The following is a 14,097-nucleotide window of genomic DNA, read 5'->3' as shown; positions in this document are numbered from 1 at the left end:
TGAATAATTATACGAAAAAGAACCTAACTCCTTTTATCTAAAATACAACTGAGAAAGATTTAAATGATTACAATCAATGACAATTACTTAAAGTTACAAGCATCGTACCTGTTCTCTGATATTGCCAAACGCGTTTCAAGTTTCCAGGAAAACAACCCGGATATGGATGTTATCAAGCTTGGTATTGGTGATGTTACAAAAGGCCTTACTCCTGCAGCTATCAAAGCATTCCATAAGGCTGTTGATGAAATGGCTGAGGACAGCTCCTTTCGTGGTTATGGCCCTGAACAGGGTTATGAATTCCTACGAGAAGCAATCGCTGTAAATGATTTCCAGTCAAGGGGTGCGAAGATACAGGCGGATGAAATTTTTGTCAGTGACGGAGCTAAATGTGACTCAGGAAATATTCAGGAACTTTTTTCTGAGGATATAACCATAGCCATACCAGACCCTGTATATCCCGTATACCTTGATACCAACGTTATGGCTGGACGTACCGGCTCTTTTGAGGATGGCAGATACAAAGGTATTGTTTATCTTGATTCAACTAAAGAAAACAACTTTGTTCCTTCTCTTCCTACGGAAAAAGTTGATCTTATATACCTCTGCTTTCCCAACAATCCAACTGGCTCAGTAATATCCAAGGCAGACCTTAAACTTTGGGTAGATTACGCCAAGGCTAACAAGGCCCTTATCTTATTTGATGCGGCCTATGAAGCATTTATCCATGATGAAAATTTGCCCAAATCTATCTACGAGATTGAAGGTGCAAAAGAAGTGGCCATCGAATTTAGAAGCTTTTCAAAAAATGCCGGTTTTACCGGTACCAGATGTGCGTTTACTGTTGTTCCTAAAGAGTGTATGGCATATGACAAAAATGGTAACTCACATTCTCTCCATGCACTATGGAACAGACGACACTGCACCAAATTCAACGGTGTCTCTTATCCGGTCCAGCGTGCCGCTGAGGCCGTTTATAGCGATGAAGGAAAAGCTGAGTGTCAGGCACTTATTGACTACTACATGGAGAACGCAGCCACAATTTGCAAAACAATGGATGCTCTTGGTTACACCTATGTGGGTGGAGATAATTCCCCATACATCTGGATTGAGGGCAATATGAATTCCTGGGAATTTTTTGACATGCTGCTCAATAAAGCCGGAGTTGTCTGCACACCTGGTGCGGGTTTTGGTAAATGCGGAGAGGGGTACATCAGAATATCGGCATTCAACAGCCATGAAAAGGTACAAGAAGCAATGGAGCGCCTCACAAAAGCCCTGTCTTAACCCCTGTTTATTTTGGGGCATCCAGCCAAAAGGTTGAGATGCCCTAAAAAACAATAGCTGTAATCGAGAAAACAGACAGGAACTTTTGTCAGTATAAAAACTTAGTTTGCGGAAATAGCCGCGGGCTTAAAGTGAATATTTTCTTCAGCTCCATCTAACTGCTGTACATCTATTTCCCTTATTGTCTCAAGCCATGCCACAACACCGTCAACAAGTCGTTCAGGCGCTGAAGCCCCAGCTGTAATTCCTATTTTCGTCACACCCTCCAGCCACGTCTCATCAATATCTTCAAAATCATCGATAAGATACGCCTCAACGTTGCAGGACCTTGCGACCTCTTTGAGGCGATTAGAGTTTGAACTGTTTTTAGAACCCACAACAAAAATCAGCTCAGATTTTTCAGCAAGTATCCGTACAGCATCCTGACGATTCTGCGTTGCAAAACAAATGTTTGAGCGAGGCCCTTGAATACCAGGAAAACGACTACGAAGAATAGTAATTATGCCTTCTACATCACTTTTACAAAGGGTGGTCTGGGTGACATAACCCACCTTTCCGGGATCTTTTACAGGAACCAGTTTTGCTTCGCCCTCAGTTTCGACTATCTGAACCCCATTTGGAACCCGCCCTGCCGTTCCTTCAACCTCTGGATGATTATGGTGGCCGACAATGAGAACTTCCACACCATTGTCATGGAATTGTTCAACCATACGATGAACACTGGTCACAAGAGGACAGGTTGCATCAATAGTGCGCAAACCTAATTCTTTTGCATAGGACTCGACCCCCAATGCAACACCATGGGCGCTGAAAACACACACCTCACCACAAGGTACATCTGCAAGATGCTCAACGAAAACAGCGCCCAAGTCTTTTAACTCATCAATGACATGCTTATTATGAACAATCTCATGCAGAACATAGACAGGCTTACCATACTTATTTAAACTCAGCTTGACGGTCTCTATCGCCCTTTCCACTCCAGCACAAAAGCCCCGTGGTGAAGCTAAATACACTTTTGTTATGTCAGACACATCACTCACCATTAAAGAGCTTTAATACTTTAGAAATTTGGTACCACAAGAACAGGAACCTTTGACATCCGACTTACACGGCGTGCAGTAGATCCCATAACCCTAATTCCCCGGACCTTCCTGGTGGATTTACCCATGACAATCATGTCAGCTTTTTCTTTTTCAGCCAGGCGAAGGATTTCTTCACTGGGTTTTCCTGCAATTACATGAACTTTCTTAACAAGCTTGGAGTAATCCTTATCCATACCCTCGGCCTTATAAAAGCCTTTTAAACGCTTCTTCATCCTGGAAAGAGTACCCTTCATCACATCTTTTTGAACGTCATTGGTTACATCTTTTGCAAGATATGAACGAATAACTGCTTTTGCAGAATCACTCATTGGTTCAACAACATGGACCATAACAATCTCGGCCTTATAATGTTTTGCCATGGCAAGTGCGTGTAAAAATACTGGTTTAGTCCCGCCACCCAGATCAGATGTGTAGAGTATAGTTTTAATAACTGGTGTATTCTCCATAACTGCTTCTCCATATATTCATGATCCCCCAAGTTATCTTGAAGGTTAATTTATACAATAGTGCTTTTCCTTTATCTTAAAAGGAGCGGCATGAATATAACCATTTTATAGAGAATGCAAACAAAAAAAGGCGATCTGCCAATGGCTTAATTACCATTGAGAGATCGCCTAAAAAAAAATGTTTTATAATTTTTAATTAAAGCCTTGTAACTTATCGAGAAGCTCAGGCAAGAACAAAGATACCTGCGGTACATAGGTGATAATAACAAGGAAGGTGAGTAATACAAGAAGCCAAGGCACACAGGCCTTAATTGCCCAACCTATAGAATGCCCTGTCACACCAGAGATTACAAAAAGGTTTAAACCAACCGGAGGTGTCAGCATTCCAATTTCCATATTCACCACCATAATAATACCCAGATGAATTGGATCGATTCCAAGCTTAACGGCAATTGGAAAAAGAATCGGTGCCATAATAAGCAGGATAGCTGAAGGTTCCATGAAGTTTCCTGCAGCAAGAAGCAGCAGGTTAACTACAACAAGAAACATCCACGGAGAAAGGCCCCATGACACAATAAGCTCTGCTATGTGATGAGGAATACGCTCTGTGGTCAGTACATGCGCAAAAAGCATTGCATTGGCAATAATAAAAAGTAGCATAATGCTTACTTTAGAGGCATCAAGCACAACCTTATTAATCTCTTTATCCGTAATAATGCGCGGTAAGGTAAAAATGACGTGTTTAGTATTACGAATAATCATACCGCCGACACCTTCACCATCTACTTTCCAGGGAATCTCTTTGAGAGGCCCCATGTCTCTGTATCCATAGACCGCGACAAAAAACGCATAAACAGCAGAAACAGCAGCAGCCTCTGTAGGACTGGCTATACCACCATAGATGGATCCCAGGACTATTACAATAAGCATCAAGCCGCCTGTGGCACTTACCCCGGAGACTATAATTTCTCCAAATCCTGCCCATGGTTGACTCGGTATCTTTTTATAACGAGCAACAAAATAAATGACGATCATGAGCATAAGGCCCATCATAAGCCCAGGTATAAAGCCTGCCATAAACATCCGTGCAGCAGAAACCTCCGTTGCAGCTGCATATACCAGCATAACAATTGAAGGTGGAATAAGAATTCCTAAAGTTCCTGCGTTACCAATAACACCAGCAGCGAATTCTTCAGGATAACCGGCCTTAACCATACCAACGATAACAATGGATCCGATGGCTGCAACTGTCGCAGGAGATGACCCGGAGACAGCAGCAAAGATCATACAGGCGATAACTGACGCCATGGCAATACCGCCACGAATATGGCCAACAAGGCTTAGAGCGAATCTAATAATTCTTTTTGCAACGCCACCTGTTGATAAAAAGGTGGATGAAAGGATAAAAAATGGGATTGCTAAAAGCGTGTAATGTTCTGAAAGAGCTTCAAATAACTTTAATGCAATAGAAGCAAGGGAATCATTTGAGAACATCAGGATAGTGCCAATACTGGAAAGCCCCAATGCAAGTGCAATTGGCATTCCCAGCATCATACAGCCAAAGAGGAGTATAAATAGAGCTGCAGTTGTCATAATGCCTCCTCCGCTTCAATTTCTTCAGCTAACGCCATACTTTCTTTGGCCTCATCTGCATGTTTAAACCCATCCGCCTTGTCTGTTATTATGGACCAGAGAATTATGAGCAGACGTATAATTAAAAAACCAAAACCAAATAACAGCATGCCATGGGCAATCCATGTTGGTATTGGGAGATCTTCAAGGTCAATTCCGATCATTTTCATCTTTTTTAAATAAATCCAGCTCCCATAAAAAATGAGACTGCAATATACGATTGCAAGAATAGCAGCAATACTGCTCAAACATCTTCTTGCAGTTCGTGGAAAGAGCTTAATAAAAGCATCCATACCAATGTGTGATCCTACCTTTAAGCCATAGGACGCACCAAACAGCACAAACCATGCTGACATATGAAGAGTAAGTTCCTGCGACCACATAAAACCAGTGTTAAAACCAAAACGCATTACCACATCTAAAAAAACAATAAGAGTTGTTAGAACTAGCAAAATGCATATTACCGCTTCTTCCGTGCGGTTCATGATGCGCATAAACATATTGTACCTCTTACAAAATATTGTGATGAGCACCTCCCATAAAAGGTGCTCATCATTATTCTTACATATTTGATTTGTAAGCTGCGTCGATCATATCTTTGCCGATTTCTTTTTCAAACTCTTCCCAGACAGGTTTCATTACTTCAACCCACTGACTTCTTTGCGCGTCATCAAGTTCAATAATTTCAGTTCTCTTGGAATCGACTATCTTTTGGCGATCATCCATAGCTTTTTTGGCAGCAACTTCGTTTCCAAAAGCGATAGCTTCATCAAGAGCTTTCTTTACAGCTTCAGCATCCGCCTTATCAAGGCTCATCCAGAACTCTTTAGAAGTCACAACCATATAGTCAAGCAAACCGTGGTTTGATTCAGTTATGTATGGCTGTACCTCAAAGAATTTTTTTGAGTAGATGTTTGACCAGGTATTTTCCTGACCATCGATGGCTTTTGTTTGGAGCAGGGTGAACACTTCTGAGAATGGTTTTTTCAGAGGAGTGGCATTGACAGCCTTGAATTGAGCAGCAAGTACGTCTGAGGACATAATTCTAAATTTCAGACCATTTGCATCAGCTGGAACCTTAAGAGGTTGACTGGAGGAAAGCTGTTTCATACCATTATGCAGATAACCTAAACCTACCAGGCCTTTCTTTTGCAATGAATCAAGTAGCTCATTACCTTTATCACTTTGTTGGAATTTTTCTACTGCAGCCATATCCTTAAAGAGAAACGGGAGGTCAAAAATCTGTAGTTTTTTAGTATAGCGACTAAACTTGGAGAGAGCTGGAGCTCCCATTTGTACATCGCCGAGAAGCATTGCCTCTAGTACCTTGTTATCACCAAACAGCTGTGAATTTGGGAAAACTTCAACTACAACCTTTCCTGCAAGGCGCTCTGCTACTAAATCTTTAAACTTGTTGGCCATCTGGCCTTTAGGAGTGTTTTCTGCAACAACGTGGGAGAATTTAATGGTTACTGGGCCTGCGGCAAGAGCAGTACCTGTAATAAGCATTGCTGATAAGGATGCGGTTGCAACAAGAGTTGTAATCGTCCTGAACATAATTTCTTCCTCCGGTAAGGGTGTTTGTAATCAATGATTTATCTTTAAAAGATGAAACATTGAGCTTAAATATTCACCAATTTCAATTAGTGACCTCAAACAGAGGTGCAAAGAATAGGCCAATTATATCCGTCAAGCGCAAAAGGCCATTACTACTAGTATGTTTGATAGCACTAATCAAATAAACTGATAAAAGTGGCCATTTTCCGCCAAAACAACAGCCAAGGCTGCACAAAATGTAATTCACATTAAATATCAAATACTTATACCAATAGCGCGAAGAAAAGAGAATACAAAATGGGTGGAATTCCGCCAATTTGACCAAATAAGGACAATGCTCCTAATAACGGTAATTCAGTATGTTAAAATGATATAGGGAAAAGACACAGGATTCGCGAATCGTAAGAGATGCGGCGCAGGAAAGGATGGATTACTTATAGTCAGCCTTTTTTAATCCAAACTTTCTCATCTTGTCATACAATGTTTTTCTTGGAAGTTGCAACACCTCCATAACTTCCTTCAAACTCCCACTTGTTGACACAAGTGCGTGTTCTATCAAACTTCTTTCAAATCTTTCCACCTGTTGCACCAGGGATTGATCCTGGTCTTTTTCCTTCCCAAAAAGCATCCTGTCCAGGGACCAATCAAACTGCCTTCCCAGGAGCACATATCTTTCGGTAAAATTACGCAATTCCCGAACATTACCAGGCCATGTATATGAAAGAAGTGCGTTCATCTGGGTACCATTCGGCATGGGCACCTCCTGCTGATATCGATGTCCGGCCACAAGTAGAAAATGATGGAACAGAAGTGGAATATCCTCACGCCTCTCCCTGAGAGGTGGAATATCTAGACAAACAACATTAAGTCTATAGTACAGATCTTCCCTGAACGTCCCCGCTTTCGAGGCTTCAAGTAAATTTACTTTTGAGGCAGCAACTACACGCAGATCAACAGGGATAAGCCGGTTTGAACCGAGTCGTTCAACAGATCGTTCCTGCAGCACCCTGAGTAAATTGATCTGGACCCGCAGGGGCATTGATTCAATTTCATCAAGTAATAGTGTTCCGCCGTTGGCGTGTTCAAACTTGCCTACTCTGGATGCTTTAGCATCGGTAAATGCTCCCTGCTCATGCCCGAAAAGCTCACTCTCCATAATCGACTCGGAAACAGCCCCGCAGTTAATCGCCACAAAATTATTGGTCCGACGATTGCTATTCTCATGCAGAGCCCTTGCAACGAGTTCCTTCCCTGTACCGGTTTCACCAAACACCAAAACATCCGCGCCGGTATCTGCCACTTGGGCGATGGTACTCCGTAACTTCTCCATCCCCGGGGTTCGCCCTATAATACGAGGACCTGGCGCACTATGAAGTTCGAGCTCTCTTCGAAGATTCCTGTTTTCAAGGGTAAGCGCTCGTTTTTCAAGCCCCCTGAAGACTGTTTTAACAAGTCGTTCAGCAGAATACGGCTTTTCTATAAAATCATAGGCACCATCCCTCATAGCCTTAACAGCAATTGAGATATCACCATGACCTGTTATAAGTATTACCGGCAAGTCCCGATCTATCGCCTGTACTTTTTGCAGGAATTCCATTCCGTCCATCTGCGGTAAACGAATGTCACACACAACAATTCCTGGCCATTCACGCCCTATTTGTTCAAGCCCTGACTCTGCACAATCCTCAGTTACAACTTCAAGATCTGCCAGTTCAAGTGATTGTTTATTGGCTTGGCGAATATGTTTCTCATCATCTATAAATAGTACTTTTCCTAAAACTGTCATGCACTACCCTACCTTCTCTAACGTGAATTCAAACCTGGCTCCATTATCTACGGAGACATAGGTGATTTTACCACCAAAATTGCGAACAATTCTATCACTGATAGTAAGCCCCAGGCCAAGGCCTTGCCCAGATTTTTTAGTAGTAAAAAACGGATCGAAAATATTCTTTAAATGCTCTTCATCTATTCCGGGACCAGTATCTTCAACAGAAACCAAAACCCGAGCACCCTTGTCTTCGCATTTAAGGCTGATTTTCTTCACTTCCTGGTTTTCCATTGCATGCATAGCATTGGAAAAAAGATTGACCAGCACCTGTTGCAGTAAGACATTATTTCCACGGATTTCCAGATTTGGAGGTTCAATGGATATCTCCATGGAAACACCTGCTTTTTTAAGGGCAGGCTTAAGTATTTCCATAGCCCCATCGACAACACCGTGTAGAGGTACAGCTACAATATGGCCACTCGATTTTTTAGAAAAGAGTTTCAACTGCGCCCCAATCTGAGCCATTCGTTCGGTAAGTTCTGCTATCTGCTCCATATTCCACATAGCATCTTCATAGCGTCCTTTCTTCAAAAGCTGAGTCCCATTATCAGTATAACTCCTAATAGCTGCCAGGGGTTGATTCAGCTCATGATTAATACCAGCAGACATCTGTCCAAGAACTGCTAGCTTTGCCGCATGAATAAGTTCTTTTCGAGTACGTTTTAACTTAACCTCTGTCTCTTTTCTCTCTAAGACTTCTTTTGTTAACTGCTCGTTTGCCTGGGTTAATTCAACGGTCCTTTCTGCTACCCTGGACTCAAGTTGTTCATTAGCATCACGCAGCGCATTTGTTGTGTTTTCTTCGATAATTGCAAGCTCTTGCAGCCTGTAGTGACGCTGGAAAAATAGGAGTGTTAGTATGTAGATTACAACAAAGGAGCTTGCGACAATAATATTAATAAGCAGAACATTTTTTTTAATATCTGCAATGTCTGTAAGAATATGAACATTCCAGCCGGCCTGGGGCATAAACCTTGTTTGCTTAATAACATGACTGTTCTTTTCTATTGATTCTGACGCAATCCTCAGGAATTGAGAATGTAAATCTTTGTCTAATATTTCTTCCACAACAGGTTCAAAATTTGTCTCCGGATAACGTTTACTCTCGTTTATTCTCATAAGTGCATCTTCACTTAATGGCTCCAGAGTCTTATAACGCCACCCGGGATAGGTGGTAATAAAAATCACCCCATCCGGATCTGTAACAAGAAAATTCTCACCTTCCTGGGCCCACTTTTTCTCAACGGTGTCGATGCTTATTTTGATGGCCACAGCACCTATTATCTCATCGTTATCCCGAACAGGATACGCAAAATAATAGCCACGTTTAGAAGACGTAACTCCAAGTGCAAAATACCTTCCGAGTTTACCTTTCATAGCCTCTTTAAAATATGGCCTGTAACTAAAATTTCGTCCGATAAATGGCCGATCTTCCTGCCAGTTACTCGCAGCTATGGTGAGACCATTTTTATTCATCAGATAAGTATCAAGAGTATCACTCACCTTATTTATGGTCTCAAGATATCTGTTAAGCGTCTCAATTCGCTTTTTTTCGTGGGGAGATGAAAGGGCATGAACCAGTTTTTTGTCGATCGCAAGAAGCTCAGGTAAACTCTGATATTTCTCTAGCACGCCCTGAAGGTAGTTGACATATAGATCCAACCTGGCTTCTCCCTGGGTCTTGAGGCTATTAATACCGCGACTATACGTCCAGGATGAAACCAGTTTAAGTGTAACAATAAAGGTAAGAAGAAAAAGTAGTGTTAATAGCGCTATGCGGTTGTTTCTCTTCTGTCTAAGCATCTTAAATAGTCATCTTTTCCTTAATACCTTTATAGCAGATGCAATGTAAAGTTAACGAATCTCAATACCTGCTTTTTCCACCGCAACTTTTACGTCCGATATTTCGACTTCTTTTCTATGAAATATTCCAGCAGCAAGAGCAGCATCGGCCCTTGTTGATGCGAAAACATCACAGAAATGCTGGGAAGAACCAGCACCACTTGAGGCAATAACAGGTATGGATACCGCATTCTTAACCTGATTAATAAGCTCTATATCAAATCCGCTGTTTGTACCATCCTTATCGATACAATTAAGCAAAATCTCTCCGGCCCCGAGCGCCTCACAACTTTGCACCAGCTGAACGACATCAAGGTCTCTACCCTCTCTGCCACCTTTTACAGTGCACTGATACCAGCAATACTCTTCACCATCAGGCCCTGGAACATCAGTTTTTATAACTGCATGTGAACTCTCATCAGGTGACGTAACATATACCCTTTGGGGGTCAACCGAGATGACAACAGCTTGAGCCCCATACACTATTGAAATCTGTTCAATGGATGAAGTACCAGTCTTGACGCCGGACTCTATAAATTTTTCAGCCACATATACAGCATCGCTACCAATGGAAATTTTATCAGCTCCTGCTCTAAAATAGGAAGAGGCAACATCAAGAGATGAGTAGTACTTACCATCTGAATCAGTAAATTCTCTAATCCCACCACCAATGGTAAGTGGTACAAAAACATTTTCTGATGTTCTTTCAAGAACCTCAAGCATCGGTTGATCCTTCATTGGGAAATCTCGAAAGCCTGTGATATTGAGAAAGGTTATTTCGTCAGCGCCCTCTTCATAGTAACGTTTCGCTAACTCAACAGGCTTGCCAAGGTTACGAACCTCCCCATCATCACGAACATCATATTGATCACCCTTTGTGACGACGAGATCCCCATTATCATTACTTCTCACATCAAGACAGGCAATGATTCTCTTGGCCATTTTAGTATCTGTTTCACCTGTATGGATTTGAGCTGAGGCTACAGCTACAGATTCAGTACGAGTAAGATAGTTTTTAAGAATATTCAGTCCTGCTTCCCCACTTTTTTCGGGGTGAAACTGAAACGCCGTGACATTACCTTTTTCAACTCCTGAAACGAATTCTCGCCCATATTTTGTGGTAGCAAGAGTCCAGTCACTCGCCTCATCGACAGGTGCGTGAAACGAATGAACGAAATAAAGTTTCTCGTTGTTATAACCTTCAAATAGTCCTGATACTTTTTGTAAACAGATACCGTTCCAACCAATTTGCGGTACAGCAAGATCACTTTCAGGAAAACGTAAAATTTTACCTGGCAATATACCTAGTCCTGCAACTCCTGGCGACTCTTCACTGCCTTCATAAAGCGCCTGCAAAGCAACACAGATCCCCAGGAAATGTTTATTTTCTTTAATGCGACGCGTGAGAGGTTCAATATACCCACTCTCTTTAAGTCTATCCATTACCAGACCAAAACTTCCAACTCCTGGAAATATAAGCTTTTCAGCAGTTAATATATCATCTGGGTTCTGGACATCCGTCACAGACATACCAAGCTTACGTATAGCATTTCTAACACTGCGCACATTTCCTGCGCCATAATCAAGTAAGGTTACGTTCATTTCAATTCCTTAAGTACAATCTTTCTATATTTGGCTGCAATCAATTAATAATTTTCGTATAATATCTACCATTTGCACATCCCTGACACAGTGTTTTACCATCAACTTGTATATCTCTGCTATCCTGCACCCATTCAGAACAGGACTCACACTGGACTCTTCTCATTGGTCGACCGGGCATATCTTCTTCTGGGATAGTAATTTTTACATTTTCTATACGAAACAATTCATGCTCTGGCATAACCTTATAGGCTTCAAGTTGCCTGGCATATTTATTTTCAAGATCACTGCAGTATTTAGATGCGTGCTCCCGCGCCTCCTCAAGTGCAGTAATACGTACACTTTTCCCTGTTTCAAGATTAACAAACGAAGCCGCCATAACGCCATGATCTATGTATTTCATAGACCTTTTACCAAGGCTACAGCCAGTTACAGACTGAATGGCATCTGTTGCACATCTATCAATTTCAACAATGGTATAGAGCTTTTTTCTATCTACTCCTTTGGGATCTTCAATACCAATGAGAGATAATGCGAGCAGACACATCCTGACACCAATAACCTGACCCGCACAGATATGGCCATGCACCTCGGTTGATTGTTTTAGTAGTTCATCAAAAGACTTCATTATTTTTTACTCTTAAATATTTGAGCCCTGCACAAAAACAAGATTTTCGTCCAAGACTACGGTTTATGAGAAATTTTACCAAAGAGATATTGTCAGTATATCAAGGATAAAAATTTGATCAAAACGAAGATGCTAAACACAAAACACTTTTGTTAGTGGCTCATTGAATAATCGGGTTAGCAACCCCTCTTAACAAATGATTTTTAACAGATCTGATTATGCCTCTTTTAAAAGATTTTTCACGGTATTCTTTAAAAAAAACAAAAAAAGGGCTGCTCCTCATGATGAGGAACAGCCCTTTTTTCAACTTCCAACTATTAAAGCAGCGTGAACACCTAAGGTTGAACCTTAGGCTACCTGCTTAAATAACTGTAAAAATCCACCCAACGTTGTGCAACTTCAAAAAAGTTAACTACACTTAAAAAAGAGTAGCTACAAAGTCCAGGTCGAAATTAAACAAGAATTAGTTGATAGCTTCAGACAGTTTGCTACCAGCTTTAAACTTAACAACTTTTTTCGCTGGTATTTCAATTGTCTTGCCAGTCTGAGGGTTTCTTCCCTGACGAGCTTCGCGCTTTGAAACAGAAAAAGTTCCAAAACCTACGAGAGTAACCTTGTCGCCTTTGTTCAGGCTTTCAGCAATAGCTGCAAGGGTACCGTTTAGAGCTTTTTCAGCTGCTGCCTTGCTGATGTCTGCTGCACCTGCGATACTTTCAATAAGTTCCTTCTTGTTCATGAATTCCTCCCTGCTTAATCATCTGTTTACTTAGGTATTGAGGGCATGTACTCGCCCACTATCCAAAAAACCATGCTTTACTGTAACTCTTCTCAATTGTCAAAAAAAATCAGATCGATTCTTCTCAAGACATACAAAACAAGAATGACACAACCCTTTAGATTCGGGCATTACATCCATATCAAGGCACCTTAATTGAATCGGAAATCAGAATCAAGCAATAAATCATACTTATTAGAATTAGTTATCAAATAATTACCAAAACCCTACCGAGCGGTGAGAGACAATGAAACCTCAGTCAAACCCAGATGATATAGTGTATGAATGACTCCAACTCTCACATCATCTTCTAGAAATAATGCAAAATCTCCCTTTACAAGGGAGATGACAGCTGAGTGGCCTGAAACCTTTACCCGGCATCCGACAAAACCTAATTTTTTCAAGTAATTCTCTGCTTTTTCGATAACATTCAGTGTGAGTAAGGTTATCTCTGTATCTTTTTTAACTCTAGTTGCGAGACAGGAATTTGATGGTAAATCGTAGTTTATCAGGCCATGTTCCTTTGCTATTCGACGAATCTCCTGTTTAGTTAAGCCTGCATCCACCAGGGGCGTTTGAATATTCAGTTCTCGTATTGCGCGTAAACCGGGCCTATTTCCTTTTAAGTCATCAACATTTGTTCCATCGGCTAAGGTAAAACAATCATTTTTTTTACTCTCATCAAGTAAGGTTCTGTACATTCTTTTTTTACAGAAATAACACCTTTTATCATTATTAGTGACAAACTCCTTCCATGAAAGGGGGAATATTTCAACCTCAGACAGTGTTGCAACCTTTGCAAAATGTGTCGCAAAGACCTTGCGCATATTAACAAGCCCACTCGCAGAATTAACCGCACTTGTACAGGAGTACGCTATTACATTTTCACCCCCAATACTCTGTATCGCGAAGTGGAGCAAAAATGTTGAATCTATCCCCCCTGAAAAAGCCACAGCAAGACGCGTATGCTGTTGGAGTATCTCTTTTAAACGTACAATTTTTTCGTCTGTTATCCCCATAAAAACAGTACCTCTTCCCATGTGATATAGTTTCTAATACAACATTGCTTATACATCGAAAAACCGACAGGAACTTAACAATATTCACAAATTATCTTTTATTGGTTAATATATAGAAAATTTCTTTAAATAGTTCGAAACCAATAGTATAGCTATCCGTTGAAGGTTGACATAGCAAATTCTTTGCCCTAGGGTATGACAGTTTACCAGTGTCTTACCACCTAAAACCTGTGCAAACTAACACAGAATTATATTTTAAAACTTTTGAAACAGTTAGGTTAAACACCAAATAGTCAAGAGAAGCCGTCAAAACAGATATTTCGGCTGGTCTACGCACTTGCAAGACCCAGGCAATACCACTCACGAAGAAAA

12 protein-coding genes are annotated in these 14,097 nt (G+C 41.1%); 1 reads left to right on the top strand and 11 read right to left on the bottom strand.

From position 1 onward, the window contains the following. Positions 1 to 63: 63 nt before the first annotated feature. Positions 64 to 1,287, top strand: a complete 1,224-nt coding sequence (locus ACX6CI_RS06630; protein WP_458777378.1) for an LL-diaminopimelate aminotransferase — start codon at positions 64 to 66, stop codon at positions 1,285 to 1,287. Positions 1,288 to 1,388: 101 nt separating this feature from the next. Here the strand turns inward: ACX6CI_RS06630 and ispH are convergent, their stop codons facing one another. The 11 genes from ispH to larE form a co-directional block, all read right to left on the bottom strand. Further along, positions 1,389 to 2,333 carry a 4-hydroxy-3-methylbut-2-enyl diphosphate reductase gene (gene ispH / locus ACX6CI_RS06625; RefSeq protein ID WP_458777377.1) on the bottom strand — a complete coding sequence of 315 codons (945 nt, stop codon included), beginning with the start codon at positions 2,331 to 2,333 and terminating at the stop codon, positions 1,389 to 1,391. A gap of 17 nt (positions 2,334 to 2,350) precedes the next feature. Further along, on the bottom strand, positions 2,351 to 2,839 hold the full coding sequence (locus tag ACX6CI_RS06620) for a universal stress protein (protein WP_458777376.1): 489 nt from the start codon (positions 2,837 to 2,839) through the stop codon (positions 2,351 to 2,353). Positions 2,840 to 3,031: 192 nt separating this feature from the next. Next, positions 3,032 to 4,432 (bottom strand): TRAP transporter large permease, encoded by a 1,401-nt coding sequence (locus ACX6CI_RS06615; protein WP_458777375.1) that lies wholly within the window; start codon positions 4,430 to 4,432, stop codon positions 3,032 to 3,034. Then, entirely contained in the window at positions 4,429 to 4,971 is a 543-nt protein-coding gene (locus ACX6CI_RS06610; protein ID WP_458777374.1) for a TRAP transporter small permease, read from the bottom strand. Before ACX6CI_RS06610 ends, ACX6CI_RS06615 begins: the two co-directional genes overlap by 4 nt. Positions 4,972 to 5,032: 61 nt before the next feature. Then, the gene (locus ACX6CI_RS06605; protein WP_458778443.1) at positions 5,033 to 5,980 is read right to left on the bottom strand and encodes a TRAP transporter substrate-binding protein; all 948 of its coding nucleotides are present in this window, start codon (positions 5,978 to 5,980) and stop codon (positions 5,033 to 5,035) included. 478 nt (positions 5,981 to 6,458) lie between these two features. After that, positions 6,459 to 7,814 (bottom strand): sigma-54-dependent transcriptional regulator, encoded by a 1,356-nt coding sequence (locus ACX6CI_RS06600; protein ID WP_458777373.1) that lies wholly within the window; start codon positions 7,812 to 7,814, stop codon positions 6,459 to 6,461. Positions 7,815 to 7,817: 3 nt separating this feature from the next. After that, complete coding sequence (locus ACX6CI_RS06595) at positions 7,818 to 9,662, bottom strand: sensor histidine kinase (RefSeq protein ID WP_458777372.1); 1,845 nt, start codon at positions 9,660 to 9,662, stop codon at positions 7,818 to 7,820. A gap of 51 nt (positions 9,663 to 9,713) precedes the next feature. Next, the gene (gene hisF, locus ACX6CI_RS06590) at positions 9,714 to 11,303 is read right to left on the bottom strand and encodes an imidazole glycerol phosphate synthase subunit HisF (RefSeq protein ID WP_458777371.1); all 1,590 of its coding nucleotides are present in this window, start codon (positions 11,301 to 11,303) and stop codon (positions 9,714 to 9,716) included. 40 nt (positions 11,304 to 11,343) lie between these two features. Then, positions 11,344 to 11,931, bottom strand: a complete 588-nt coding sequence (locus ACX6CI_RS06585) for an FmdE family protein (protein ID WP_458777370.1) — start codon at positions 11,929 to 11,931, stop codon at positions 11,344 to 11,346. A gap of 463 nt (positions 11,932 to 12,394) precedes the next feature. Further along, the gene (locus ACX6CI_RS06580) at positions 12,395 to 12,667 is read right to left on the bottom strand and encodes an HU family DNA-binding protein (protein WP_458777369.1); all 273 of its coding nucleotides are present in this window, start codon (positions 12,665 to 12,667) and stop codon (positions 12,395 to 12,397) included. Between the two features lie 266 nt (positions 12,668 to 12,933). Next, complete coding sequence (gene larE, locus ACX6CI_RS06575) at positions 12,934 to 13,725, bottom strand: ATP-dependent sacrificial sulfur transferase LarE (RefSeq protein ID WP_458777368.1); 792 nt, start codon at positions 13,723 to 13,725, stop codon at positions 12,934 to 12,936. Positions 13,726 to 14,097: the final 372 nt, after the last annotated feature.

Source organism: Desulforhopalus glucosivorans (assembly GCF_054397165.1).
This window is presented reverse-complemented; position numbering and strand designations above follow the sequence as displayed.

Excerpts from the sequence above, each read along its gene's own strand:
- hisF (WP_458777371.1), bottom strand. The coding sequence starts at position 11,303 with ATGAACGTAACCTTACTTGATTATGGCGCAGGAAATGTGCGCAGTGTT.
- larE (WP_458777368.1), bottom strand. The coding sequence starts at position 13,725 with ATGGGGATAACAGACGAAAAAATTGTACGTTTAAAAGAGATACTCCAA.
- ACX6CI_RS06595 (WP_458777372.1), bottom strand. The coding sequence starts at position 9,662 with ATGCTTAGACAGAAGAGAAACAACCGCATAGCGCTATTAACACTACTT.
- ACX6CI_RS06630 (WP_458777378.1), top strand. The coding sequence starts at position 64 with ATGATTACAATCAATGACAATTACTTAAAGTTACAAGCATCGTACCTG.
- ACX6CI_RS06620 (WP_458777376.1), bottom strand. The coding sequence starts at position 2,839 with ATGGAGAATACACCAGTTATTAAAACTATACTCTACACATCTGATCTG.
- ACX6CI_RS06605 (WP_458778443.1), bottom strand. The coding sequence starts at position 5,980 with ATGCTTATTACAGGTACTGCTCTTGCCGCAGGCCCAGTAACCATTAAA.
- ACX6CI_RS06580 (WP_458777369.1), bottom strand. The coding sequence starts at position 12,667 with ATGAACAAGAAGGAACTTATTGAAAGTATCGCAGGTGCAGCAGACATC.
- ispH (WP_458777377.1), bottom strand. The coding sequence starts at position 2,333 with ATGGTGAGTGATGTGTCTGACATAACAAAAGTGTATTTAGCTTCACCA.
- ACX6CI_RS06600 (WP_458777373.1), bottom strand. The coding sequence starts at position 7,814 with ATGACAGTTTTAGGAAAAGTACTATTTATAGATGATGAGAAACATATT.
- ACX6CI_RS06585 (WP_458777370.1), bottom strand. The coding sequence starts at position 11,931 with ATGAAGTCTTTTGATGAACTACTAAAACAATCAACCGAGGTGCATGGC.
- ACX6CI_RS06615 (WP_458777375.1), bottom strand. The coding sequence starts at position 4,432 with ATGACAACTGCAGCTCTATTTATACTCCTCTTTGGCTGTATGATGCTG.
- ACX6CI_RS06610 (WP_458777374.1), bottom strand. The coding sequence starts at position 4,971 with ATGTTTATGCGCATCATGAACCGCACGGAAGAAGCGGTAATATGCATT.